We start from the raw sequence: 26,017 nt of genomic DNA, 5'->3' as shown, positions 1-26,017 counted from the left end.
AGCGGCTGTCGAGAGACAGACTCGTTATAGGGTCAAGCGAACAAGTGCATGTGGTGGATGCCTTGGCGATCACAGGCGATGAAGGACGCGGTAGCCTGCGAAAAGCTACGGGGAGCTGGCAAACGAGCTTTGATCCGTAGATGTCCGAATGGGGAAACCCGGCCCTTTTGGGTCATCCTGGACTGAATACATAGGTCCAGTGAAGCGAACGCGGTGAACTGAAACATCTAAGTAACCGCAGGAAAAGAAATCAACCGAGATTCCCAAAGTAGTGGCGAGCGAAATGGGATGAGCCTTGCACTCTTTATTTGTATTGTTAGCCGAACGCTCTGGAAAGTGCGGCCATAGCAGGTGATAGCCCTGTAGGCGAAAACAGTATGAAAGAACTAGGTGTGCGACAAGTAGGGCGGGACACGTGAAATCCTGTCTGAAGATGGGGGGACCATCCTCCAAGGCTAAATACTCGTGATCGACCGATAGTGAACCAGTACCGTGAGGGAAAGGCGAAAAGAACCCCGGGAGGGGAGTGAAATAGATCCTGAAACCGCATGCATACAAACAGTCGGAGCCTCGTAAGGGGTGACGGCGTACCTTTTGTATAATGGGTCAGCGACTTACGTTCAGTAGCAAGCTTAACCGTATAGGGCAGGCGTAGCGAAAGCGAGTCCGAATAGGGCGTTCAGTTGCTGGGCGTAGACCCGAAACCAGGTGATCTATCCATGGCCAGGATGAAGGTGCGGTAACACGTACTGGAGGTCCGAACCCACTAACGTTGAAAAGTTAGGGGATGAGCTGTGGATAGGGGTGAAAGGCTAAACAAACCTGGAAATAGCTGGTTCTCTCCGAAAACTATTTAGGTAGTGCCTCGTGTCTCACCTTCGGGGGTAGAGCACTGTCATGGTTGGGGGGTCTATTGCAGATTACCCCGCCATAGCAAACTCCGAATACCGAAGAGTGCAATCACGGGAGACAGACATCGGGTGCTAACGTCCGGTGTCAAGAGGGAAACAACCCAGACCGCCAGCTAAGGTCCCCAAATATAGCTAAGTGGGAAACGAAGTGGGAAGGCTAAAACAGTCAGGAGGTTGGCTTAGAAGCAGCCACCCTTTAAAGAAAGCGTAATAGCTCACTGATCGAGTCGTCCTGCGCGGAAGATGTAACGGGGCTAAGCTATATACCGAAGCTGCGGATGCGAGCTTTGCTCGCATGGTAGGAGAGCGTTCCGTAAGCCTGCGAAGGTGCGTTGAAAAGCGTGCTGGAGGTATCGGAAGTGCGAATGCTGACATGAGTAGCGATAAAGGGGGTGAAAGGCCCCCTCGCCGTAAGCCCAAGGTTTCCTACGCAACGTTCATCGGCGTAGGGTGAGTCGGCCCCTAAGGCGAGGCAGAAATGCGTAGCTGATGGGAAGCAGGTCAATATTCCTGCACCATTGTTAGATGCGATGGGGGGACGGATCGCGGAAGGTTGTCCGGGTGTTGGAAGTCCCGGTCGCTGCATTGGAGAAGGCACTTAGGCAAATCCGGGTGCGCAATTCAAGGGTGTGGCGCGAGCTCCTTAGGGAGCGAAGCAATTGGAAGTGGTTCCAAGAAAAGCCTCTAAGCTTCAGTCTAACGATGACCGTACCGCAAACCGACACAGGTGGGCGAGATGAGTATTCTAAGGCGCTTGAGAGAACTCGGGAGAAGGAACTCGGCAAATTGGTACCGTAACTTCGGGATAAGGTACGCCCTTGTAGCTTGACTGGCCTGCGCCAGGAGGGTGAAGGGGTTGCAATAAACTGGTGGCTGCGACTGTTTAATAAAAACACAGCACTCTGCAAACACGAAAGTGGACGTATAGGGTGTGACGCCTGCCCGGTGCCGGAAGATTAAATGATGGGGTGCAAGCTCTTGATTGAAGTCCCGGTAAACGGCGGCCGTAACTATAACGGTCCTAAGGTAGCGAAATTCCTTGTCGGGTAAGTTCCGACCTGCACGAATGGCGTAACGATGGCCACACTGTCTCCTCCCGAGACTCAGCGAAGTTGAAGTGTTTGTGATGATGCAATCTACCCGCGGCTAGACGGAAAGACCCCATGAACCTTTACTGTAGCTTTGCATTGGACTTTGAACCGATCTGTGTAGGATAGGTGGGAGGCTATGAAACCGGAACGCTAGTTTCGGTGGAGCCGTCCTTGAAATACCACCCTGGTTTGTTTGAGGTTCTAACCTTGGCCCGTGATCCGGGTCGGGGACAGTGCATGGTAGGCAGTTTGACTGGGGCGGTCTCCTCCCAAAGCGTAACGGAGGAGTACGAAGGTACGCTAGGTACGGTCGGAAATCGTGCTGATAGTGCAATGGCATAAGCGTGCTTAACTGCGAGACCGACAAGTCGAGCAGGTGCGAAAGCAGGTCATAGTGATCCGGTGGTTCTGTATGGAAGGGCCATCGCTCAACGGATAAAAGGTACTCTGGGGATAACAGGCTGATACCGCCCAAGAGTTCATATCGACGGCGGTGTTTGGCACCTCGATGTCGGCTCATCTCATCCTGGGGCTGTAGCCGGTCCCAAGGGTATGGCTGTTCGCCATTTAAAGAGGTACGTGAGCTGGGTTTAAAACGTCGTGAGACAGTTTGGTCCCTATCTGCCGTGGGCGTTGGATATTTGAAGGGGGCTGCTCCTAGTACGAGAGGACCGGAGTGGACGAACCTCTGGTGTACCGGTTGTCACGCCAGTGGCATCGCCGGGTAGCTATGTTCGGAAGAGATAACCGCTGAAAGCATCTAAGCGGGAAACTCGCCTTAAGATGAGATATCCCTGGGGACTAGATCCCCTTGAAGGGTCGTTCGAGACCAGGACGTTGATAGGTCAGGTGTGTAAGCGCAGTAATGCGTTCAGCTAACTGATACTAATTGCCCGTAAGGCTTGATCCTATAACAAGTCTGCCTTGTGTCGATGATCGTTAGTGCTTCAGCACTTACGAGCATCCCACGCAGAGCGTCGAGCAGCGAAGCTGATCGATGCGGCGCGCCGGTTGAAGTACCGGTGACCTGCGTAGCAAGACGAGACAAGTTGGATTCTCGTGTGTGATACACACAACCTAAATTACTGCTTCTTCCAAGATTGGTTGCGCTGCGAAGCCAGCACAACAACCCCCTTTGCCTGATGACCATAGCGAGTCGGTCCCACCCCTTCCCATCCCGAACAGGACCGTGAAACGACTCTACGCCGATGATAGTGCGGATTCCCGTGTGAAAGTAGGTAATCGTCAGGCTCCCTAAGCCAGGAACCCCCGCCCGAAAGGCGGGGGTTTTTGCATTTCGGCGGCGGAAATGTGTGCGGTGCGCGGCATGGATTGCGGCACATCCTGAAAGGCTATGCGGCAGCGGACCTGAGTGACCGGTCCGCCGCAGTTTCAGAACAATCGTTGCTTGTCACAGTTACTAACGGTATGGAGCATCGGGTGCCGAGTTTCCAGACGGATAGTGACTTGCGCCGCCCACCATTGGCAATGCGCCGATCACATCGGCGTGATGATGAGTCGCTTGTCCTCGACGGTAATCCGGACGCGTTCTCCAGCCTCGAATCCCGCGTCCTCAAGCCATACTCCCGCTATTTTGATCCACGGGAAATACGTCGTGTTGAGCCTCCGGTGCTCTCTGATGGCACGAAGGACCCTAGACAAGGAAGTAAGCACGAGACCAGTACCGTCTGTGAACGCTCGGTGACGAGTGCCATGATGTCCTGTGAAGGACACGAATGACCAGTCGTGTCCACGATAGGAGTTGTGGACAGAGTGACTCAGACAGTCGAGATCCCGCCGAAACGGCAAACTCGCCGACATCCCACGGAATGGAAGCGGACCATCGTCGCGCTGACATTCGAGCCCGGCGCATCGGTCGCCCGTGTTGCTCGCGAGAACGGCATCAATGCCAATCAGGTGTGGGCATGGCGTCGCCTCCATGCGCAAGGCCTGCTAACGGACGATGCGATTCCAGACGCAATGCTGCCGGTTGTCGTCAACGAACCGTCTCAGCCGTCGATGGCGCTCGAGGTGCCGACTGCGACCGACAACATACCGTCCGGCTCGATCCAGATCCAGCATGGCAAGACGTCGATTCGCATCGAAGGCGCGCCAGACCCGGACGTGCTGCGTTCTGTTCTCGATCGCATTTTACGATGATCGGTCTGCCTCAAAACACGCGGATCTGGATCGCGGCGGGCGTCACCGATATGCGATGCGGCTTCAATTCGTTGGCCGCGAAGGTACGTAAGCCGTCAATAAACGACGCCCTACCAATGGTAGGCATAAGGTCAGATGCTAAGTGTCCGCGTGGACACATGCACTCAGACCATGATGACAGAGAAACAGGACCTTCGAAGCAGACTGGTAGTTGGCCAACGACGGGATGGCCGGCGGGAATTTGATGAAGATGCCGTGCGGGAGCTGGTCGAGTTTTGCCTGAAGCCGGGGGTATCGATCGCCCGGGCGGCTATGGACCATGACGTCAATCCGAATCAGTTGCGCCGCTGGATCTCGCGCCATCAGCAGCATACGCTGCAAACCCCAACGAGGCCGGACCCGCTGGTGATCGACGGCGTATCGATCGACATTCCGGGCACTGCCCGTCGGGTTCCGATGAGTGAAGCGCGGGCATTCGTTCCTGTCGTCACGACTGCGTCGACCGTGCCTGCCGTTTCCCCAGTACTGCCACCAGCCCCGTCGTTGATGGCGCTCTCGTTACATGTGCGCTTGTCCAATGGTGTCGAATTTGATCTCGGCGAGGCGAGTGTCGATGAGCTGGCCACGGTGATCCAGATGCTCGGGAGGCTGCCGTGTTCCGGTTCGACGAAGAGCTGAAGGTTTATCTGCATCGCGATCCAGTCGACTTCCGCATGGGCATCAACGGGTTGTCGATTCTGGTCGAACAGGCGATGCGCCTGAATCTGATGACCTCGGCGCTGTTCGTGTTCGGCAACCGACGACGCGATCGCATCAAGATTCTCGGCTGGGGCGGCAACGGCTTCTGGTTGCTGCTCAAGCGACTCGAAGCCGACCGCTTCGTCTGGCCGAACGGAGGCGACACGATCACGCTCAGCGCTGAGCAGTTGCACTGGCTGCTCGACGGAATCGACCTGGCCGTGATCCAGAAGCATCCCCAGCGATATTACGCGCGGATGAGCTGAACACGACGAGGGCGACATGGTCTAACCGGCCATGCCGAACAATCCCGTCATGTTGAGCGCCGAGGAGTACGAGGCGCTGATTGCCGCGAGCGCCGAACGCGATGCGCTGCGCGGTGAGCTTCGACTCGTGACGGCTCAGCGCGATCTGGCCGAGGAGAAACTGCGGGCCTACAAGCACGAACTGTTCGGCGCATCGAGCGAAGCGCGCCATGCTGACCAGCTCGGTCTGTTCAACGAAGCCGAGGCGCTGGCGACGACTACCGACGCGCCCGCGCGCGAGGATATGCCCGGCACATCGGTCGCCGCTCACACGCGCGGCAAGCGTGGGCGCAAACCACTCGATCCGAACCTGCCGCGCGAGGTCGTGCGACACGAGTTGCCCGAGTCCGAACGGTTCTGCGCGCATGATGGCCATGCTCTCGTCGAGATCGGCGTGGAAACGAGCGAACAGCTCGACGTGATTCCCGAGCAAGTGTGCGTCGTTCAGCACCAACGGGTCAAATACGCGTGCCCATGCTGCGATCTCGGTATCAAGGTCACGCCCGCACCGGCGCGTATCATCCCTCGCGGGCTGCTCACGGAATCCGCGCTGGCGTGGATCATCACCGGCAAGTACCAGTACGGCATGCCGCTGTATCGCCAGGCCACGCTGCTGCGTCGCTTCGGCGGCGCCATCTCGTCGAACACGCTGGCCGCCAGCGTAGTGCGGGTGGGGCTCGCCACGCAGCCGGTGATCAATCTGATGCGCGACGCGCTGCTCGAATCGGACCTGATCTACGGCGACGAGACAACGTTCCAGGTGCTGAAGGAGCCGGGACGAAGGCCGCAGGCGAAGAGTTACCTGTGGGCGCAGGTCAACAGCTCGGGGCCGCCTGTGCGGATGTTCTCGTACTCGCCGGGGCGCGGCGCCCAGCATGCGCAGAAGCTCTATGCCGGCGTGCAGCCTGGCACCGTGCTGATGACTGACGGGTACGAGCTCTACAACGGCATCGCCCACGATCACCAGCTCGTGCATCTCGGATGCTGGGCACACGTGCGCCGCGGCTTCATCAAGGCCGAGGAGTCGGTGCCGAAGGCGGCACGCTCGCCGGACCTACTGGCGACGCGCTTCGTCGTGCTGATCGGCAAGCTGTTCGCGGCCGAGGCGCGCAGCGCGAAGTGGAAGTCTGAACGCCGGCAGCGACTGCGTGCCCGGTACAGCGCCCGCGTGCTCACCATCATCGAGCGCATGCTGGTCGAGCATCTGCCAGGCGTCGTGCCGTCGAGTCTGCTCGGCAAGGCATTGCAGTACATGAGCGGACAGTGGCCCAAGCTGGTCCGCTACGTCGGTAACGGCAACTGGCCGATCTCGAACAACCTGTGCGAGAACGCGATCCGGCCGTTCGTCGTCGGCCGCAAGGGCTGGCTGTTCTCCGATACTGTCGCCGGCGCGCAGGCCAGTGCCAACCTGTACTCCCTCGTCGAGACGTGCAAGGCGAACGGCATCGAGCCGTATCGCTATCTGGTCTGGCTGTTCACCAGGTTGCCGCTCGCTGCAACTGCCGACGACTACGCCGATCTCATGCCTTGGAGAATGCCTGCTGCCCTCAACCACTGAGGGGCGTCGTTAAAAGACCGCGTACGAAGGTACAGACGGTGCTGGAGAAAGATCCGTTCTCTGGACACGTGTTCGTGTTCCGGGGCAAGCGCGGTGACCTGCTGAAGTGCTTGTATTGGAGCGACGGCGGGCTATGTTTATTGGCGAAGCGGCTCGAGAAGGGGCGTTTTGCGTGGCCGCGTGCTGACGCCGGCGTGGTCGCGCTCACAACCGCCCAACTGTCGCTCTTGCTCGAGGGTTTCGATTGGCGGCAGCCGGTCGAAGCCGCGCGCCCACGCAGCGCGCTGTAAACCATTGTTAACTGGTGCTCGCGTGATCATGGGCAGTCGTAAACTGTCCTCATGGAATCGACCTCGACCGCGCTGCCCGACGACATCGACGCTTTGAAAGCGTTGCTGCGTGAGCGCGACGCCCAGGTCGCCGAGCTGCGGCAGCAACTCTCGTCGCGCTCACTTGAGATCGAGCACCTAAAGCTCACGATCGCGAAACTGCGCCGCATGCAGTTCGGCCGTAAATCGGAGAAGCTGGATCGTCAGATCGAGCAGCTCGAATTGCGGCTGGAGGATCTGCAGGCCGACGAAGGCGCCGCCGATGTAGCAGCCGCTCCCGAGGCAAAGCGGCCGCGCCGCGAAGGTCCGAGCCGCAAGCCGCTACCCGAACATCTTGAACGCGAAGAGCGCGTCCATCTGCCCGCCGATGATGACTGCCCCGATTGCGGTGGACAGCTCAAGCCGTTGGGCGAAGACGTCGCGGAGCAACTCGAATACGTGCGTGCGCACTTCCGTGTGATCCGTCATCGCCGCCCGAAGCTGGCCTGCGCGCGCTGCGATCGCATCGTGCAGGCTGCGGCGCCGAGCCGCCCGATCGATCGGGGCATCCCGGGTCCGGCGCTGCTCGCCCACATCGCCGTGTCGAAGTTCGCGTACCACCTTCCGCTGCACCGCCAGGCGGTGATGTACGCGCGTGACGGCGTCGAGATCGATCCCGGCGCGATGGGCTACTGGATGGGCAGCATCACGGCGCTGCTCGCACCGTTGGTCGACGCCGTGCGCCGCTACACGCTGGCCTGCGGTAAGGTGCATGCGGACGACACTCCGCTGCCGGTGCTGGCGCCGGGCAACGGTCGAACGAAGACAGGACGTCTCTGGGTCTACGTGCGCGATGATCGGCCGAGCGGCTCCGACGAACCGCCGGCGGCCTGGTTCGCCTACACGTCAGATCGCCGCGGTGAGCATCCGCAGCGACATCTCGCTGACTTCACTGGTGTGCTGCAGGCCGATGCGTTCGCGGGCTATGCCGAGCTATATCTCGACGGGCGCGTCCAGGAAGCCGCATGTATGGCTCACGCGCGCCGGAAGATCCACGACCTGCATGCGGTGCGCCCCAACGCCGTGACGGAGGAGGCGCTGCGCCGGATCGGCGCGCTCTACAAGATCGAAGAGCAGATCCGCGGCAAGCCGCCCGACGAACGGCGCAGTGTGCGCCAAGCGCGGGCGGTGCCGCTGCTCGACGACATGAAGCGTTGGTTCGAAGCGACGCTCGCCAACCTCTCTGCAAAATCTGACACGACCAAGGCGATTCGGTACGCGCTGAATCGCTGGCCAGCGCTCGTCTACTACTGCAGCGATGGGTGTGCGGAGATCGACAACCTGATTGCCGAGCGAGCATTGCGAGCCGTCGCTCTCGGACGGCGGAACTATCTGTTCGCCGGCGCCGACTCCGGTGGCGAACGTGCCGCCGCGATGTATAGCCTGATTGGCACGGCGCGCTTAAACGGCCTCGATCCCGAGGCGTATCTCGCCTACGTGCTCGAGCGCATCGCCGACTATCCGGCTAACCGCGTCGACGAGCTGCTGCCGTGGAACGTGGCGCCGTCGCTGCCGCCTACTGCTCGCGTCGACCCCATCCGATAGCGTCGCAGAGCTCCGCAGTCAACAACCTGCACTACGGTACTGCTCGGGCGCTTACACAAGGAATGATGGCGCGCTGACTCTTGAACAGTGACGAAGCGTTCCGTTATGGTTTTCGACTCGACATATCATCAGGTAGCTTTGCCACCCAAAGTGCCACCGCAGGCTGGTGCATCAACATGAATGGCCGAGCTAGTTCTTGAACTCGTCAAAGAAAGTTGTGTCGACAACGTAGGTTTGTACAGGCCGCAGTCCGAGCTCAAGATGTTCGAGCATGTCAACAAGCTTCTCACCATCGATAAGTTCAATTGGCGGGACGCCGTCGCGGCTTGCTTCACGACGTGCTTCCGCCGTAAATGTTCCGGTTGTGATGATTATGCCTTTGTCGGTTCGCCCAGACATTGCTCCACGGAAGTCACGAACTTGCGACGGCGACACCGACTTCGCGTAGCGTTTGCATTGAAAGAGGACTTTAAACGACACGAGTGGATTGATTTGTAGCGTACCGTGCCCATCGATACCCCCATCACCGCTGCTACCTGTTACAACGACTTGCACAAAGCCGGCCTCACGAAGAAGTCGTTGAGATAACCGTTCAAAGCCGGATGCTGGCAAATTCTTAAGTATTTGAATGAGTTGGTAGCGGTAGTCGTTTGTGACTACGTTTGCGGGCTCCAAGCCTTCCTCTGCGATGGGCTCGGAGCTATCAGCCCGCGCTCGACGCTCCTCGGCAAAAATGCGGTTCCATTTTGTAGCTAAGTTGCGAGACTGATCTATCGAAAGGCTCGTGCGACGACCGGTTTCGGTGAGCGCCCAGACCCCACGTCTCGACGAATCAACTAAACCCTCCCTCACAAGATAGAGCCTTGCCCATCGTATCCGATTGCGGAAGCGTCCTTCGCCTGAGGACAGAATTTCGTTCTGCGCCTCGTCTGAAATATCGAGATCTTGAGCAATACGCTCCACAACTTCGTCCGGCGTACCGGACCCGCCAAGCGCCCTTAGCGCATCTAATGCAGGTCCCATGTAGCGAAATATTGAAGCGATGTCTTTCTTCTCTTTTGCCATCGTTATATGCGTGTTCGGAAAACAAGCACCCCTGATTCGTGGAGCATCCCGAGACAAATATGTCGCGGACGTCGAGAATATTACTTCTTAAGCTGGTGAGTGTGGGGGACGGCTCTTATAAAAAGACCCATAAATCTCTCGACTTATGGGTCCGACTTTCTCGCGCTATGAGGTCACTTTGAGCCTGTGTAGACAGACTCATAACCCGAGAAAATGCGCCTTACGGGATAAGGGCTTCCAGCTGAGGGTGGACCCATAAGGCGAGAAAATGGACGCATAAGTCGAGACGAACCGTCCAGACCACCTCGGACTCGAGCCTGGGCTTGTGACAGGACGGGTCCTATCCCACCAGCATCGCTCTCTCGGCTTTGTACAAGCTACCGCAAAAAACTGCGCGTCCGGCAAGGCAATTTAAGCGATTTGTGCTGGCGGACGAAGCCTCTCCTTGCACGTCGGCAGTCAAGAAATGTCCAAGTTTCGGAGACCGGCCTACAAACACGCCAAGCAAATCGCGCTGGCCGATTAACGAAGCAGCTACTGAATAAGCCCCTCTCTATCTCGGCCCGCGCCGGTGCCGTCGGTGGCTGGTCGAGGCGCCGGCGTCGGCTCGTCGCAACCTGGCCTGGAGGGCACTCATGAAATCCCCACGCCTCTGTCTCGCCTGTGGCACCGCGTTCGTGCCGCTGCCGCACGTTCCCCGTCAGCGCTATTGCTCATCGGAATCCTGTCAGCGAGCCCGTCGACGTGACTGGCAGAACCACCGGCTCCGTATCGACAGCGACTATCGCGACAACCAGGCACGGGCGCAGGCCAGATGGTGCGCGGGGCACTCAGGCTACTGGCGCGAATATCGAGCCTCGCATTCGGCGTATCGCGAGCGCAATAGCAGCATGCAGCAGACGCGCAACGAACGGCGGAATTTCAGGGCGGTTGCAAAGATGGACGTGTCAGGGCGTCCGCAGTCCCTAGGCTCGGGCTTCTACGTCCTGTGCCACGCGGATGACGCCAACGTTGCAAAGATGGACGCGTGGACCGTCCATATAACCGTGCTGTCTGCGCCGCCGGCGCCGCCGGTCTGATTGCAAAGAGATGACGTGTTACGCGTAGGCGTCCGGCCTGCTACCTTTGCCTTGTCACCGTTCGCTTTAGTGTAGTGGTCTAATGAACCCGGACACTGATTTAGGCGAGAATGCTCGCCATGAAGAGGTGTCTAATGACCAAGCGACGTCGTACGTTTTCCCCGGAGTTCAAACAGCAAGCCGCGTGTCTGGTGCTCGACCAGGGCTATAGCCATATGGAGGCGAGTCGCTCGGTCGGCGTCGGCGAGACGGTACTGCGCCGCTGGGTGCACCAGCTTCAAATGGAGCGTCAGGGTGTCACGCCGCAGGGCAAGGCAATCACGCCGGATCAGCAACGCATTCAGGAACTCGAGGCGCGTATCGAACGCCTCGAGCGTGAGAAGGCCATTTTAAAAAAGGCTACCGCGCTCTTGATGTCGGAAGGCATAGAACGTACGAAGTAATTGATCAGATCTGCGCAGGCGAATCAGTCGAACTGATGTGCGCGGTATTCGACGTATCGCGGTCCTGTCTGTATGCGTACCGGGAGCGTGCCCAGCGCGTAGATGCCGAGCGTATGGCGTTGCGCCACCGGGTGCACGAACTGTTCGTCGAGAGTCGAAGCTCTGCTGGCAGCCGCAGCATCATGGGCATGATGCGCGAGGAAGGCACGGCGATTGGCCGCTTCAAGGTAAGTCGCTTGATGGAAGAGCTGGGGTTGATCTGCAAGCAGCCCGGCAGCCATGCGTACAAGCAAGCTACGGTCGAGCGGATCGATATTCCGAACCATCTCAACCGTCAGTTCGAGGTTGATGCGCCGAATCAGGTCTGGTGTGGCGACATCACGTATGTCTGGGCGCAAGGCCGTTGGCATTACCTGGCCGCCGTACTTGATTTGTTCACGCGCCGAGTCGTCGGCTGGGCGTTCTCGACACGCCCGGATGCCGATCTGGTCGTGCAGGCGCTGGACATGGCCTATGAGCAGCGTGGTCGGCCACAAGGGTTGCTATTCCACTCGGATCAGGGCGGTCAGTATGCGAGTCGGAAATTCCGTCAGCGCCTGTGGCGCTATCGGATACAGCAGAGCATGAGCCGTCGCGGAAACTGTTGGGACAATTCTCCGATGGAGAGGCTGTTCCGCAGCTTCAAGACAGAATGGCTGCCGTCAGTGGGTTACATGTCGGCGCAGGAAGCACACCGGGATATCAGCCACTACCTGATGCATCGGTACAACTGGATACGGCCGCATCAGTTCAATGACGGACTGGCGCCGGCTGTTGCGGAAGAAAAACTTAACGCAGTGTCCGGGGTTGGTTGACCACTACATAGAGCGCCACGCCCCGATTTGAGGACGCGGCGTTCGCATTCGGGCTTCTCCCTGCGCATGGTGCCTGCTGCGTGTCTGTGTCTGAGTTGTGGAGCGGAGAATGTCATTCAACAGCGCAGGTGCACCGAGCGTAGCCAGCTCCCTGGCAGGACGGGCAGCTGAGTACGTCCGCATGTCCACGGAACACCAACAGTATTCGACTGAGAATCAGCGCGACCGGATTCGAGACTACGCAACCCGTCGCGGATTCGACATCGTGCGCACATATGCCGATGAAGGGAAAAGCGGTCTTCGAATCGACGGTCGCCAAGCACTTCAGAATCTCATTTCCGATGTGACGAATGGAAAGGCAGATTTCTGCATAATCCTCGTCTATGACGTGAGTCGTTGGGGCAGATTTCAGGATGCCGACGAGAGTGCGTACTACGAATACATTTGCCGCCGTGCAGGAATTCAGGTTGCGTACTGCGCCGAGCAGTTCGAGAACGACGGGTCGCCAGTCTCGACCATTGTGAAGGGGGTGAAGCGCGCAATGGCCGGCGAGTACAGCCGAGAACTGTCTGCGAAGGTGTTTGCCGGCCAGTGTCGTTTGATTGAAATGGGTTTCCGGCAAGGAGGCCCAGCAGGCTATGGGTTGCGTCGAGTATTGGTCGACGAGCACGGTCTCATGAAAGCGGAGCTGCATCGAGGCGAACATAAAAGCCTGCAGACGGACAGGGTTGTCCTGATGCCGGGGCCGGAAAGCGAGGTGCGAATTGTCAATTTAATCTATAACTGGTTTATCGACGAATCGCTCGACGAATACGAGATTGCAGCTCGCCTTAACGGAATGAATGTACGCACTGACCTTGACCGCGAGTGGACGCGGGCGACGGTACGGGAGGTATTGACCAACGAAAAATACATTGGCAATAACGTATACAACCGGGTGTCATTCAAGCTTAAAAAGATGCGTGTGATGAACACCCCCGACATGTGGATTCGAAAGGAGGGAGCATTTCAGGCACTTGTTCCGAGCGAGACCTTCTATACCGCTCAGGGCATCATGAGAGCGAGAGCACGTCACTACTCAAATGAGGAGTTAATTGAGCGATTGCGCAACCTGTACCGTGCCCGCGGTTTCCTGTCTGGTGTGGTGATTGACGAAACAGACGGCATGCCTTCCACGTCGGTCTATGTTTATCGCTTTGGCAGTTTAATTCGTGCCTATCAGACTGTCGGTTTCACTCCTGGTCGAGACTATCGTTACATTGAGACCAATCGCTTCTTGCGACAATTACATCCAGAAATTGTCGCGCAGACGGAGAAGAAAATAGCCGATTTGGGCGGCACGATGATACGCGACACCGCAACCGACCTACTGACAGTGAACGACGAGTTCACAGCCTGTATTGTGCTCGCACGGTGCCAGGCGCATGGCAATGGCCGAAATCATTGGAAGGTGCGCTTCGATACGAGTCTTCTGCCGGACATTACTGTTGCGGTTCGGCTTGACCATGCGAACGCATCGACGCTCGACTACTACCTTTTGCCGCGTCTCGATTTTGGGCAACCGCGTATTCATCTCGCCGACCAAAATTCAATCGAGTTCGAGAGCTATCGCTTTGACACGCTGGATTACTTGTATGGAATGGCCGAGCGTGCTCGTCTCAGGAGAGTAGCGTGAACCCGCGACAGCAGCCTGGAGAAATTCGGATGATTCCGGTCTCTCAGATTGAAGTCATTAATCCGAGAGAGCGCAACGGTCGGGTCTTCAACGAAATCGTCGACAATATCAAGACCATCGGCCTGAAGAAACCTATCCTGGTCACTCCGCGAGTGACGGCTGCGGGTATAGAAAAATACCTGCTTGTATGTGGCGAGGGGCGATTGAAGGCATTTCGCACGCTTGGGGAAGCGACTATTCCCGCACTCGTGGTGCATGTGAGCGATGAGGATGCGTACGTAATGAGTCTGACGGAAAACATCGCGCGCAGACAATGTCGGCCCATCGAGCGGCTTGCCGGCATTCGGCTACTGCAGGAGCAGGGTTATGCACCGAAAGTCATTGCCGAAAAAACGGGTCTTACATCGACCTACGTTCACGGCATTCTCACGCTACTGCGCCAGGGAGAAGAGCGACTTGTCGTTGCAGTGGAGAAAGGCCTCGTTCCCCTCAATGCGGCTCTCATGATTGTTGGTGCCGGCGACGATGACGCTGAAATACAGGCAGCGCTCCAAGAGGCCTATGAGTCGGGAAAATTGCGGGGCAAGCAACTGATGAGTGCTCGCCGCGTCATCGAGCGCAGAAAAGCACTCGGGAAGAGTACCGCGCACAATATGTCGAGCAAGTCCGCCGCCGTCACGACGTCGAGCCTTGTGCGGACGTATGAACGCGAGGTCGAGCGTCAGAAGTCGATGGTGAGAAAAGCTGAGTTCGCGCAGCAGCGGTTGCTATTTGTGGTCGGCGCATTGCGGCAACTGTTTGCCGACGAGAACTTCGTTAACCTGTTGCGCGCGGAGGGACTGGCAAGTCTGCCGAAGTATCTTGCGGAACGCGTCTGGCCAAGCGGGAGTGCCACATGACAGGCGTAATTCTTGGGTTCATCCCCGAGCCATTGTCGCTGCCGGTCACCGGCATCTTGCCTTCGCGCAGAGTACCGACACCCGTGGTTGAATCGCGAAAATTCAAGCAGATAAAGGCCTCCATCGAGGAGGTAGGCCTTATCGAACCGCTCTCGGTAACGCCGGTAAGCCAGTCGTCCGGGCAGCACGTCCTGCTAGACGGGCATCTACGTTTGCTTGCTATCCAGGAGTTGGGCCACGAGCAGGTTGCTTGTCTTGTCGCGACCGACGACGAGAGCTACACCTATAACAATCGTGTTAACCGCCTCTCCACAGTGCAGGAGCATCACATGATTCGGCGAGTGATTGACCGCGGCGTATCACCCGAACGATTGGCGAAGGCTCTTTCCGTCAATGTGTCGCAGATAGTGAAGAAGATGTCATTGCTCGACGGCATTTGTCCGGAAGCGGCTGAGCTCCTGGGAGACCGGCAATTCTCACCAGAGCTTGTCCGCGCGCTTCGCAAAATGAAACCGACGCGGCAGGTCGAATGTGTTGAACTGATGGTGGCTGCGAACAATGTGTCAGTCGCCTACGCAGAGGCGTTGTTGGTGGCAACGCCTGCGGCGCGTCTTGTAGGTGAAAAGAAGCCACGTAAACTCAGCGGCGTTAGCCCGGAGCAGATGGCCAGAATGGAGCGGGAGATGAGTAATCTGCAGGCGCAGTACAAGCTCGTGGAACAGACATACGGCCAGGACGTGTTGAATTTGGTGCTCGCAAAGGGATATCTGGCCAAGCTCCTCGAAAACGAGTCTGCTCGGCAATACGTTGCCCAGCACCATCCGGACTTGATGGTGGAGTTCGAATCCATCATTGCAACCATTTCTCTCGACCAGCAGCAACTCAGCACGGCCCTGTAATTGAATCCTGTTATAGCCACGGCCAACCTCGAACGAACAATTGGTCGAGTTAATTTATAATAGTGGAGCTCGTAGCATTTTCGCTCTCAATCTGCCTATCGATTTTTCGTTTAACCAAAGTGCCTTCCGATATTGAAGCGAGAGTTCCGCGCGCTGCAGAACTGCATATATGTCCGCAGGTGTTGGATGGTCCGCCATATCCTTGGACAAGCGCGCCGTAACCCCCATCAGGTGTTGTTGAACCGCTACGAGATTAGAGAAGTCCAGCTCGTCCGTTTCGTATTGCATAGCACCGTCGACGTCCTGCCGCGCGAACAGCATCTGGCCCTGGAGGAGATTTCGAAATGTATTCCACTCATACATGGCAATTCCGCGTCGTGTGCACATGTCGAAATTTTCAACGGTGTGAACAAGAAGAAAGCGACTTCTCTCGCTCAGGGGCGCTACGCCGACCAACTTCTTTCCAAGCTTACTCACCAGACGTTTGCGGACCTGCTCTGTATCTATCAGCTCACGGAGGCGGCTGAGTTGCTCGATTCCGTGATTGATGTTTTCACCGCGGTCGAACTCGTTGAGTTCGTCGCGCAAGTATGGTTGAAGTACCTGCGTCCGATGTTTGATTTGGCAGAAGTAAAAAAGATGCGTCGCTTTGTCATAAATGATGATGTCTGCGTCGTATTTGGCATCCATGTCCTTGAATTCAGGCCAGGCTTTGAAGCGCGAGCTATCTAGTCGGTCCTGGATATATTGGAGAATGTAGTCGCGTTCGAACCAGTGTCCAATGGGGGAGCCGATTTCTCTGAATTGCGACCGCACATAACGTTGCATCGCGAATTTCAGATTGAGATTGTGGACGTGCAAGTGCCCTGGGTCGTCCGATTGAGTAATAAACTGGTCACCGGGAGGTTGCGCGACAGAATCAATCAATAGCGAATCGATTTCCGCATTGTCGAACCCAGCTTGCCGCAAGCGCTCGCGAGAGATTGAGGCAAGTGGCCGTTCTTCCAAGACTACCTGCGAGAAGTCATCAACGCTCTGACGAGTCGCAAGAGAATGCAGCCCGATAAAGCACAGAAGCTCAGCGCGTGCCCACAGTTTCGAAACCGCAGCCCCGTTCGTTGTCTGCAGGAGCTTTGGGATGTAGCGCCGGTGCAAACACACAAACTTATCAAGGATGTAATCGACCCAAGCCTGAAAAAGCTCAGTCCCTCTTGCCGGTCCGTCAGATTGGTGAAGGCCGCGCGCCACCAGTCGAGCATTGTGAGCGTCCGCGATGTTGCTCTGTTGCGCCCAGTACAACGAGAACCAACGCATCTTGCGTGCGGCATGCAACCGAGTAGGGATGACGTAATGCATAGTGCGGCCGGCGTCCCTGGCGGTCTCGAACATACCGGTCATCAAGTGCACAGCAACCTCGCATTTGGCATAGAGCGCTAGGAGCGAGGCTCGAGCCGGTCCGGATAATTCACTCCATCGAATGTTCTCCTTTGCCAGGTCTTCCTTGGCTAGCCCAAGGTATGCGTCGACCGCGATGACTGTATTGAGTCCCATTGCCTCACGCGAGCCGTTCGGTCCTTGTGTGAATGCACCAATCCCTACATCAAGAACGGCGGTGCTTAGACTCGAACGGGACCGCTGCCGAAAGACATGTCGCGAGACGCTCTGTTGCAAGAAAACGATTGAATCGCCCAATGGCGACGGCACATGCTTGAGCACGTCATCATGCGAACATTTCCAAGGTGAATGTAAGAGCGAATAGGCGATGCGGCGGGCATCGGCAGTGAGGCCTGCCAGGCCTTCGGACAGGTGCTCAAGCCAGTGAGCCGGTGCGGCATCATCGGCGGGGAGGCCATGATTCATGTTTTGTCGTTGTTTGCGTAAGTCGATTGCCTTCGAGCAGAGCACTTGGCCTGCCAGAATTCTTTGACACTACCCAATTGTTGTCGCGCACGCGCTGACCACGACCGACTGAGCGACGTCGGTACCTGTGCGGGTCGAACTGGCGCCGAAGGTCGTATCGTAGTAATCCCGTCATTAACGCGCTCGAACCTTCAGGTTCGAGTCCTTCCCCATTAATCCTCACGGGGAATATGCCGTAATATTAGCCGCATGGACACGACGGCCAGTCGGTGCTTGACGAGGTGCCCGTCAGTTGGTTGTCAGCTGTGCGTTTGGGGCACGCCTAGGCTGCCATAAGAAAACAAACCCTTTGCCGGGGAGACCGAAGTTGAACATCCAGTCATTACTTGCTGGCGTGCCGATGCCTGCACTTATCACGGGCGCGTTTTTGGCCATCCTTGTCGTTATTGTCGTTGTGTTTTTCTTCGGCCCAGCGATACGTCACCTGCTTCGGCTGCGCGCTATTCAGCGTCGCATCGGAAGCTTCGAAAGCGGAGACTTCTCTTCGCAGTTTGAAGCGGTATTCGCGAGCGACCGTCGGCTCGCCCATCTCTGGAACGAGTATGCCGAATCATTGCACGTTCAGCGGGAAGAGCGGGACGGACAAATGGTCGTGCGCGCCGTACGGGCCACCGCGCCGGCCGAGGTGTACTTCAACAGTCAGGTTGTTGTCGACAGCCGCTTGCGCACCGAGTTTTTTAAGCACGTCCCCGGCATTTTCACTGGTATTGGCATCATCGGGACGTTCAGCGGACTCATAGAAGGCCTTCACGCGTTTCAGGTAAGCGAGAACGCTGCAACTGTTCGCGGTAGTCTTGAATCACTTATGCATTCGGTGGGTGAGGCGTTTCTTGTGTCTGCATCGGCAATCGCCGCGGCAATGCTAACCACGCTCTTCGAAAAATTTCTCCTTGCCTCGCTGTACCGACGTACGGAAGAAATTGCACATGCGATTGATGCTTCCTTTGAGGCGGGTGCCGGAGAAGAATACCTGGCACGTCTAGTAAAAGCATCAGAGGAGTCGGCAAGCCAATCCAAAATTTTGAAGGACGCTCTCGTCAAGGAGATGGGTGAGCTGCTGCGCGAGTTGACTAGCGCGCAAATCGAAGCGAGCAAAGAACAACATGCACTCGCCGCAGAGGCGGGGCGCCAGAATAACGTCGCTCTCGGACAGGTTATTGCCGAGAGCATCCAACAGGGCCTCAAAGGCCCACTCGATGAAATCGCAGCGACCGTTAAAACCGCCAGCGGTGACCAAAGCGCAAGTGCTGGGCGGATGTTGCAGGACGTAATGACGAGCTTCAGCCAACGGTTGAATGACTTGTTCGGTGGCCAAATTTCAGGCCTCACCGAGCTTAATCAACAAACGGCCCAGAGCATTCAGCAGGCTGTGAGCGCGCTGCACACCCTGGTCGCGAACATCGAGGCTTCGAGTCAGCGTTCGACGGATGCGATGGCGCAGCGCATGGCGGAGGCCATTGAAAAGATGGAGTCGCGACAGGAGGCAATGAACGCGCAATCGGCTGCGTTCGTTGAGCAGCTGCGCCAGTTGGTTGCAACGTCTCAGTCAGAGACAGACCAGAAATTGCAGGCGACGTTGGAGACGCTCAGCACTCACGTCGGCGAAATGCTAACCACGCTGAGTGGCGCGCAGAAAGAAGTATTTGAGAACAACCGCGCACGCGAGCATGCAATGTCTGAGCGCGCGAGCGGCGTAGTGACCGCGATGTCGGAATCGATGGATGCTGTTGTCAAGGAGCTGGGCGTCGCAACCACGCAGATGGCGCAAAGCGTGAATGCTTTGACGCAGTCGACAACTTCGTCAGTCGACCGCATGAATGCTGGCGCGGAAGCGTTGGGCACGGCGTCGCGGAACTTCGCCGCGGCAGGTGAGCGCGTCGCCGGTGTCATGGGGCAAACCGCCGACGTCTCAACCAAACTCGCTGCGACAGCCGGGAATTTGACGAGCGGTGCGGGAGCAATCCAGGAACTGCTGAGCGACTACCGCGCTCATCGCGACAGCATCGGCCAGCTTGTTACGGAATTGCGCGCCACCGTCGATGCTGCGAGAAGGGAAGCTGCGTTGACCGGTGACATTCTCAATCGCATTGAGACATCCACAAGCCACCTTGGAGCGGCGCAAAAGCAGGCGGACGAGTATCTCGCTGGTGTAAGCCAGGTTCTCGCTGAAGCGCACGGCGCTTTTGCAACTGAGGTTAAGCGTACGCTGGAAAAAGCGAATGCCGAGTTCCATACAAAACTGACCTCGGCAGTGGGGTTGCTTTCGTCTGCAGTCGGTGAGCTGGAGGTAACGCTCGCCTCGATGAGCACCCTGACACCAGCGAGGAACTAGGCGATGTTTGGAACTCAAATCGTCGTCAAGCGCGGAAGCCGCGACGAGGCGGAAAAGCCCTTCTGGATTTCCTTTGCTGACTTGATGACCGCGCTGATGGTGCTCTTCCTCGTGGTCATGGGGGTAGCGCTGCTCGCCGTGACGAAGAACGTGACGGAGAAAGAAAAGCGCGAAGAGCAACATCGAAAGGACATAGAGCTTATCCTCGACCGGTTTCAAACTGCCGCCAAGCGGTACGACGGTATCAAGATAGACCGCAATCGACATGTTATCGATTTTGGTGACCGCGCCCGTTTTGCGTTCGGGAAATCAAACCTGGCGCCCGAGCAGGAAGCGGTGTTGCGTCAGTTCGTTCCTGAAATCCTGACATTGGCGAACGATGACCTGGGCAAGCGCGTACTTAAGCGAGTGGTTGTCGAAGGCTACACAGACAGAACCGGCACGTACCTGAGCAACCTGAATCTGAGTCTCCAGCGCAGCGAGCGGGTGTTGTGCAGCATGTTTGCAACGACCGGTACGAGTGTGCTCGACGAGGCGCAAAAGCTGGACGTGCGAAATCTGTTTTTGGTCGGCGGATATTCGTTCAATGACTCGAAGGAAACCGACGAGGAGAGTCGCCGCGTCGAGATGCGTCTTGAGTTCCTAGGTGTTGGCGAGGATAGGTCTCCGGCCCCGGCGCAATCGGGGAACTTTGGCGACTGTGCATTGCGATGAGCGCACTAAACTACCTGGCGTCATTGCTGCAATCGTCGGTCAGCGAAGAGACGCAGCCGATTCGCTCGGGCACTGAAATCGACGTGCTTCTCGAACAGTTGAAAGCGCGCGCAAAATCTCGTATTGGCCGAGAACCTGTTCATGACCATCAGCTCGACGCGGTGCGACGGTATTGGCAGAGCCACGAAGTGTCCACGTTCCGCGATGCCTATCTTCTGTCCTTTGGCCTATGTATTCCACACCGTCCCCAAGGCGAGTGCGTGATGGAGGACCGACCACGCTTGCAGCATATCCTGGACAGCGTTGATGGCTACATAACCAAGACCGCGTCATACAGGCGCTGCTATCAAGGGCTCGCAAAGAGCTACTTTTCCTTTGACATAGATGCATGTGGGGTGGCGTCCTCGGGAAGGAAGAACTGGCTGACCCTGCGAGACTACCTTCACGACCGGAACCCCAAGATACGTGATAGCAGGTCGAGCCCTTCATGGGTCGACACGGCAATCGAAAACAGACAGCTTTTTGATGAGTCCCCGTGCACACGATATGTGGGCGAGTTGCTCGAAGGCGATACGTCGCGCATAGACCATATTTGCGAGCAGCTTCAAATCGGAAAAGAGTCGTGGTTTCTGCGCCAGCTCGTGCTTACGCAAGTTGAGGGCGCGACGAAGCTCGATGACGATGAGTTTGTGAGGCTGCTACCCCGCTTGCTTGGTCTGCTTGCACACAATGAGGTGCTCCGCGACCGAGGAACGATTCTGGTCCTTGACCGATACGCTGAGGTCTCTGGCACCCCCTTACACCCGAGACTGCGCGACCATGCTGTTGCCTGGTGGGGCAATCCGTGGCTACCTTCAAATGCGACCCGATGGGGGGCGTCGAGCCTGCGGCTCGAGCAATGGTCTCTGACTGGTTGAAGCTCGAATTTATCGAGACCTTCTTTACGAAGCTGGCGGAGGACGGTCTTGCCGACCGTCGGCGAATGGAGTTTTGGAAGCGATACGTTAAATCCATCGATGACATCGAGTTCGCATTAGGCTCGACTGCACGCAATTCACGTGAACCGGACCTGGTCGCGCTGCGTAAGAGAATGAAGGGCCTGACTCGCGAACTCGACGCCTCTGGCGCGAACAACGCCTTCATTATGACGATGGGCAAGTTGGTTGCTGTCGAATTTAGTGGTCTCGGAAACGCGTTTTATGGCTATGACGCCAGTCGTTCTCTGCCATTCAATACAAGTCAGACATTGAAGCTCGGGAAAAATGAACGCAACTCGTTGAAGCAATCGAAAAGCATGCTGTGGCTAAAGCATGGAGACGGCATTCATGGCTGGAATCGATGGGAGGAGATGTTCGAGGCAACACTGCGTGAGAGTTTTCAGATTCTTCCTTCAGCCGAAACTTTGCGTGCTTCAGGTAGAGCCAAGGCCGCAAACGAGCCTACGAAGTCGACGAGTAACGTCTCCTCCCGTGAGAACGTTGGCTCTTCGCAAAATCGAACCGAAGCACACGAATCCTACTCACACGTTGCGCTCAAGCGATTCGCGGCAACGCATGGTCTGCAAATCGAGGACAGGACTGCACTCGGCGGAAACTTGTGGGTGCGCGGTGGTGAAGGTGACGAGCGTGTCGGCCGCGTTTTGATGGAATGGGGCTTCCGTGTGAAGCCGGGCAAGGGTTGGTGGAAATAAGGCGAAACCGTGTTCAAGTTATTCAAGCAAGCAAAAGCGCGAGACGTCATCACCTGGAAGCGGCACTGGTCGGATAAGGGCATCGTTCTAACTCGGCGAACTCAAAGCCCGGGAGCGACGGTCGACGGAGACCTCGTTGGCGGCTACCTCACACAACTGACCGATGATGGCCTCGTCAGCCCGGTCGAGGACGAGTTCTTGTTGGATTGGCAGTCTTTGTACGACATCCTTGAACAACCGGACTACGGGCAGCTGCGCGATGTTCTCCGAATACCGCCTTTCACGGAATTCCGTCAGCATCTGCGAAGCAACCATTCGTTGACCGACCACGAGTTCTCTATTGCGATAGATGGATGGCGCATCGACGGCGGCCGTGAATTTCGAGGCACTATCACGGGGCCCGTGATGTTAGAAGGCGCCGTAGAGATGCTGATGCGTCCCGCGCAATGGAAGCTTTTTAATGCGGTCATTGCATTCTCGCGCCGTGGCGACGAGGACCACTCTGATTTAGCCAACCGGCAAGGGTGGGGGCGGATTCGCAAGCTCGCAGTCGATGCCGAAGCAAGACTTGATGATTTTCTCTACCGCTCGGTAGTATTGAGTCCGGAAAAGCTCAATATAGGTCTGCGGCGCTCGGTGGCAGTTGTAGACGACCACGTAGTCGAAATCGAGCCGAGCTTCGACGGAGCACCTGATGACTGGCTCGACACGTTCGACAGAGCACGAGAAGTTCGCGACCGGTACGACATTACAACGCAGGATGGAGTCGTCCAGGTTCTGGTCACACCGAAGGTAAAGACTGTGCTGCGGGAAATCCGGCGATTGCCCGGACGGCGGGTGGCAGGTTCTCGGGCCCAGGCCTTTTTGCTCAACCCCTTCGCGGCTCTCGGTGCAGACGCGATTGACGTCATCGAAGAATCACAATTCGAACGCGCTCGTGAGGACGCTGGCCTCGACTACGAACGCTTCGTACCGACGTTCGAGCGAAATGCTGCGGGCTATCCAGTACGTGTCGGCCTGCTTATCGAATCTGCGGTGGCGAGCGGACCGACCTCCTCGAAGACGCATTGGCTCGACGACGACGAACTTTCCGCGTTCATCTTGGCTCTCTCCAGGTCGCTGACGCAGGGCCATCAACTGCTTGCCTGGCAGGGCTATGACCTTGCTCTGCAGGGAGATTCGGAGCAGCAACTCAAGGAATTGTCGGCTGCACTGGCACAGCGTCGCATTCCTCCGACGCTGGTCTCCTACGCTCAGGTCCACGACCTGGCTGGCTACTCTGCGCGCATCGAATCGATTGGTGTGGAGAAGCCCTACCATTCGCCGTATATCGCGAAGAAGGACGAGGGCGAAGGTTGGTTTCCTGACAACATTCTGCCTGTCATTGTTTATCAGTCGAAGGACGGTGGCGAGCCGGTGGCCGTGCCGACCAACAAGCTTGCTATTGAGAAGCTGAAGAATGATGTACAGGTCGCTGACGCGAAGGGCATGGTGCAGCTCGACGTCCCTTGGCTCAAGGACCCCATTTCGCTGGCTGACGCGAAAGAAATCATCTCGACGTTCGAGAGCGTCTTTTCAGATTTGGAGTCGGGTAAGCAGTTTGACCCGGAAAACGCGCGCAAACGGCCCAGCGAAAGCGTGGCCAAAAAGCAGCTAGTTCTGCGTGCAAACATTCAGGCACTCGAATACGAAGAGTTGCGTCGTGAAGCGCTGCAGGCCGTACCTGCTCGTCCGAAGCTTCCGGAAAGCATTCGCACGGAGTTCTCATTGTTGCCGCATCAACAAGCGGGTCTCGCGTGGATGCAGCATCTCTTCAGTCTGCAAACCGATTACCAGGTTCGCGGCGCAATCCTTGCAGACGACATGGGGCTGGGTAAGACCTTCCAATTGCTGGCGCTTATGGCCTGGTTGCTGGAGAGGGACCCCACCATGAGTCCAATGTTGGTAGTCGCGCCGGTCTCACTGCTGGAAAACTGGGCAGAGGAAGCGAACAAGTTCTTTCAGCCTGGAGCATTGCCCCTATTGACTGCATACGGCGAAAGTCTTGCCGCGTTTCGCGTACCGCGCAGCCAGATAGACCAACGCTTGCAGACCGAGGATGGCCTGGTCAAGTTTTTGAAGCCCAACTGGATTGGCGATGCGAAGGTGGTTTTGACGACATACGAGACATTGCGAGACTTGGAGTTTTCGTTTGCGGCGCAAAAGTGGTCCTTGATGGTGTGCGACGAGGCGCAGCGCATCAAGAACCCAGCCGCAATGGTGACCCGGGCCGCCAAGAAGCAGAATGTCGCGTTCAGGATTGCATGCACCGGGACCCCGGTGGAGAACACCTTGGCCGATATGTGGTGTCTCTTCGACTATGTGCAACCGGGCTTGCTCGGTGCCTTGAACGACTTTGGTGAGCGGTACCGGAAGCCGATTGAGGCGAAGACTGACGAAGAAAAAGCTCGTGTCGAAGAATTGCGCGCTCGCATCTCGCCCCAGATTCTCCGGCGCCTGAAGACCGAGGTCGATACTGGGCTACCTCCGAAAATCGTTGTCGAAGATTGCCGGCGGCTCTCAATTTCTGGCGTTCAGCGGAACCTCTACGCGAAGGCGGTGGATGGCTTCAAACGGCGCCAGGAGCCCAACCATACGACGCCGTTCAAGAATCACCTCGGGTTGCTACACTACCTTAGGCTGGTCTGTACTGACCCACGAGTGCACGGTCTAAGCGTGTTCAAGCCGGAACCATTGGGCGACTATCGTGCGAAATCCCCGAAGCTCAATTGGCTACTCAGGCAGCTCTCCGAAATCAGAGCGAAGGGCGAGAAGGCAATCGTCTTTTGCGAGTTCCGGGAGATTCAGCGACTCCTACAGCACTACATCGAAGCCGAGTTCGGGTATCGTCCCGACATCATTAACGGTGATACAAGTGCGTCGTCGAGTCACGTCGCCAGTCGGCAAAAGAGAATCAAGGCCTTTCAAGAAACTCCGGGCTTCGGTGTCCTGGTTCTTTCGCCGGTCGCCGTCGGATTCGGCGTAAACATCCAGGCGGCGAACCACGTTATCCATTACTCGCGCACATGGAATCCGGCCAAAGAAGACCAGGCCACCGACCGTGCGTACCGCATCAATCAGACGAAGCCGGTGTACGTGTATTACCCAACTATTTGGGCTGACGACTTTATGACTTTCGACGTCAAGCTCGACCAGTTGCTAGCTCATAAAAGAGGGTTGTCAGAGGACATGCTCAATGGCGCCGGAGACGTGGCGCCGTCCGACTTTAACCTCACGGACGTGGTGCCACACTCGCAGAGCGACGGCCTGGATGAACGCATCACGCTGGATATGGCACAGCGCATGGGGTGGCAACACTTCGAGTGCCTTGTAGGCGCACTTTGGAGCAAGCGTGGGTATAACTGCTACCGGACACCGGGCACGAATGACAACGGCGTCGACATTGTGGCCATTGACGGAAATCGAGGTCAGCTTATTCAGGCCAAGTCCAGCGGAATTGACGGAACAAAACTCGGATGGGACGCAGTGAAGGAGGTGGTGGCTGGCGAAGCGTTCTACCGACGTAGGCACCCCAATGTCTCGTTCGAAAAAGTCTGCGTCACAAATCAGTTCTTCAATGCGCAGGCGAAGGAAAACGCGCATTTGAACTCTGTCGAGTTGGTTGACCAGAAGCATCTCGGCGACCTGCTTCGAGCGCATGAAACAACCATGCTCGAGGTCGAGCGGATGCTTTTCGCCGAATGGCAATCGGCGGACGTTTGAATGTTGGTA

The 26,017-nt window shown here is 57.1% G+C and carries 17 protein-coding genes, 2 rRNA genes and 1 pseudogene; 17 read left to right on the top strand and 3 right to left on the bottom strand.

Going from position 1 to position 26,017, the window contains the following annotated elements; translation table 11 throughout:
• Window positions 1–30 precede the first annotated feature (30 nt).
• Window positions 31–2,912, top strand: a 23S ribosomal RNA gene (locus VXM69_RS19205).
• Between the two features lie 228 nt (window positions 2,913–3,140).
• Window positions 3,141–3,253: ribosomal RNA gene (rrf, locus tag VXM69_RS19200) — 5S ribosomal RNA — on the top strand.
• A 246-nt stretch (window positions 3,254–3,499) separates the two neighbouring features.
• Here rrf and VXM69_RS19195 read toward each other — a convergent pair.
• On the bottom strand, window positions 3,500–3,823 hold the full coding sequence (locus VXM69_RS19195; RefSeq protein ID WP_367190036.1) for a SymE family type I addiction module toxin: 324 nt from the start codon (window positions 3,821–3,823) through the stop codon (window positions 3,500–3,502).
• Between VXM69_RS19195 and VXM69_RS19190 the strand changes: the two genes are divergently transcribed.
• The 6 genes from VXM69_RS19190 (at window position 3,749) to VXM69_RS19165 (ending at window position 8,676) form a co-directional block, all read left to right on the top strand.
• Entirely contained in the window at window positions 3,749–4,162 is a 414-nt protein-coding gene (locus VXM69_RS19190; protein ID WP_080298168.1) for a transposase, read from the top strand. The two genes, VXM69_RS19195 and VXM69_RS19190, sit on opposite strands and share 75 nt — an antisense overlap.
• Before the next feature lie 135 nt (window positions 4,163–4,297).
• Window positions 4,298–4,840, top strand: a complete 543-nt coding sequence (locus VXM69_RS19185; protein ID WP_175907237.1) for a transposase — start codon at window positions 4,298–4,300, stop codon at window positions 4,838–4,840.
• On the top strand, window positions 4,816–5,166 hold the full coding sequence (gene tnpB / locus VXM69_RS19180) for an IS66 family insertion sequence element accessory protein TnpB (protein WP_121863073.1): 351 nt from the start codon (window positions 4,816–4,818) through the stop codon (window positions 5,164–5,166). Before VXM69_RS19185 ends, tnpB (VXM69_RS19180) begins: the two co-directional genes overlap by 25 nt.
• Window positions 5,167–5,197: 31 nt before the next feature.
• On the top strand, window positions 5,198–6,763 hold the full coding sequence (locus VXM69_RS19175) for an IS66 family transposase (protein WP_175907236.1): 1,566 nt from the start codon (window positions 5,198–5,200) through the stop codon (window positions 6,761–6,763).
• Between the two features lie 38 nt (window positions 6,764–6,801).
• Complete coding sequence (gene tnpB / locus VXM69_RS19170) at window positions 6,802–7,053, top strand: IS66 family insertion sequence element accessory protein TnpB (protein WP_367190035.1); 252 nt, start codon at window positions 6,802–6,804, stop codon at window positions 7,051–7,053.
• A gap of 51 nt (window positions 7,054–7,104) precedes the next feature.
• Complete coding sequence (locus VXM69_RS19165) at window positions 7,105–8,676, top strand: IS66 family transposase (RefSeq protein WP_367188812.1); 1,572 nt, start codon at window positions 7,105–7,107, stop codon at window positions 8,674–8,676.
• Between the two features lie 189 nt (window positions 8,677–8,865).
• On the opposite strand, the gene VXM69_RS19160 is transcribed toward VXM69_RS19165, so the two are convergent.
• Window positions 8,866–9,741 carry a restriction endonuclease gene (locus VXM69_RS19160; RefSeq protein ID WP_124503854.1) on the bottom strand — a complete coding sequence of 292 codons (876 nt, stop codon included), beginning with the start codon at window positions 9,739–9,741 and terminating at the stop codon, window positions 8,866–8,868.
• Window positions 9,742–10,376: 635 nt separating this feature from the next.
• Here VXM69_RS19160 and VXM69_RS19155 point away from each other — a divergent pair.
• The 5 genes from VXM69_RS19155 (at window position 10,377) to VXM69_RS19135 (ending at window position 15,590) form a co-directional block, all read left to right on the top strand.
• On the top strand, window positions 10,377–10,820 hold the full coding sequence (locus tag VXM69_RS19155) for a hypothetical protein (protein ID WP_171463113.1): 444 nt from the start codon (window positions 10,377–10,379) through the stop codon (window positions 10,818–10,820).
• Window positions 10,821–10,954: 134 nt separating this feature from the next.
• Window positions 10,955–12,117, top strand: a protein-coding gene (locus tag VXM69_RS19150) for an IS3 family transposase (RefSeq protein ID WP_175907396.1) whose coding sequence is annotated in 2 segments (ribosomal slippage) — window positions 10,955–11,210 and window positions 11,210–12,117 — 1,164 coding nt in all. Because the reading frame shifts where the segments join, the coding sequence is not laid out codon by codon here.
• 109 nt (window positions 12,118–12,226) lie between these two features.
• A complete protein-coding gene (locus VXM69_RS19145) occupies window positions 12,227–13,792 on the top strand; it encodes a recombinase family protein (RefSeq protein ID WP_119337621.1) in 1,566 nt (521 codons plus the stop codon).
• Entirely contained in the window at window positions 13,789–14,691 is a 903-nt protein-coding gene (locus tag VXM69_RS19140) for a plasmid partitioning protein RepB C-terminal domain-containing protein (protein WP_043216691.1), read from the top strand. Before VXM69_RS19145 ends, VXM69_RS19140 begins: the two co-directional genes overlap by 4 nt.
• Entirely contained in the window at window positions 14,688–15,590 is a 903-nt protein-coding gene (locus VXM69_RS19135; RefSeq protein ID WP_017919066.1) for a plasmid partitioning protein RepB C-terminal domain-containing protein, read from the top strand. Before VXM69_RS19140 ends, VXM69_RS19135 begins: the two co-directional genes overlap by 4 nt.
• A 54-nt stretch (window positions 15,591–15,644) precedes the next feature.
• Here VXM69_RS19135 and VXM69_RS19130 read toward each other — a convergent pair whose 3' ends face one another.
• Window positions 15,645–17,450, bottom strand: coding sequence for a hypothetical protein (locus tag VXM69_RS19130; RefSeq protein ID WP_367190034.1), 1,806 nt, complete (start codon window positions 17,448–17,450; stop codon window positions 15,645–15,647).
• 367 nt (window positions 17,451–17,817) lie between these two features.
• Here VXM69_RS19130 and zorA point away from each other — a divergent pair, with 367 nt between their 5' ends.
• From zorA to VXM69_RS19110, 4 genes and pseudogenes are all read left to right on the top strand, one after another.
• Window positions 17,818–19,842 (top strand): anti-phage ZorAB system protein ZorA, encoded by a 2,025-nt coding sequence (gene zorA, locus VXM69_RS19125; protein ID WP_367190033.1) that lies wholly within the window; start codon window positions 17,818–17,820, stop codon window positions 19,840–19,842.
• A gap of 3 nt (window positions 19,843–19,845) precedes the next feature.
• A complete protein-coding gene (locus VXM69_RS19120) occupies window positions 19,846–20,556 on the top strand; it encodes an OmpA family protein (protein ID WP_060121874.1) in 711 nt (236 codons plus the stop codon).
• Window positions 20,553–22,246 (top strand): annotated as a pseudogene (locus VXM69_RS19115) (EH signature domain-containing protein). Before VXM69_RS19120 ends, VXM69_RS19115 begins: the two are co-directional and overlap by 4 nt.
• 9 nt (window positions 22,247–22,255) lie before the next feature.
• Window positions 22,256–26,008 (top strand): SNF2-related protein, encoded by a 3,753-nt coding sequence (locus VXM69_RS19110; protein WP_367190032.1) that lies wholly within the window; start codon window positions 22,256–22,258, stop codon window positions 26,006–26,008.
• Window positions 26,009–26,017 lie beyond the last annotated feature (9 nt).

The organism is Burkholderia sp. Ed8 (assembly GCF_040761425.1).
Lineage (GTDB): Bacteria > Pseudomonadota > Gammaproteobacteria > Burkholderiales > Burkholderiaceae > Burkholderia > Burkholderia seminalis.
Note: the sequence above shows the minus strand (reverse complement) of the source record. Positions and strands in the feature narration are given on the sequence as shown.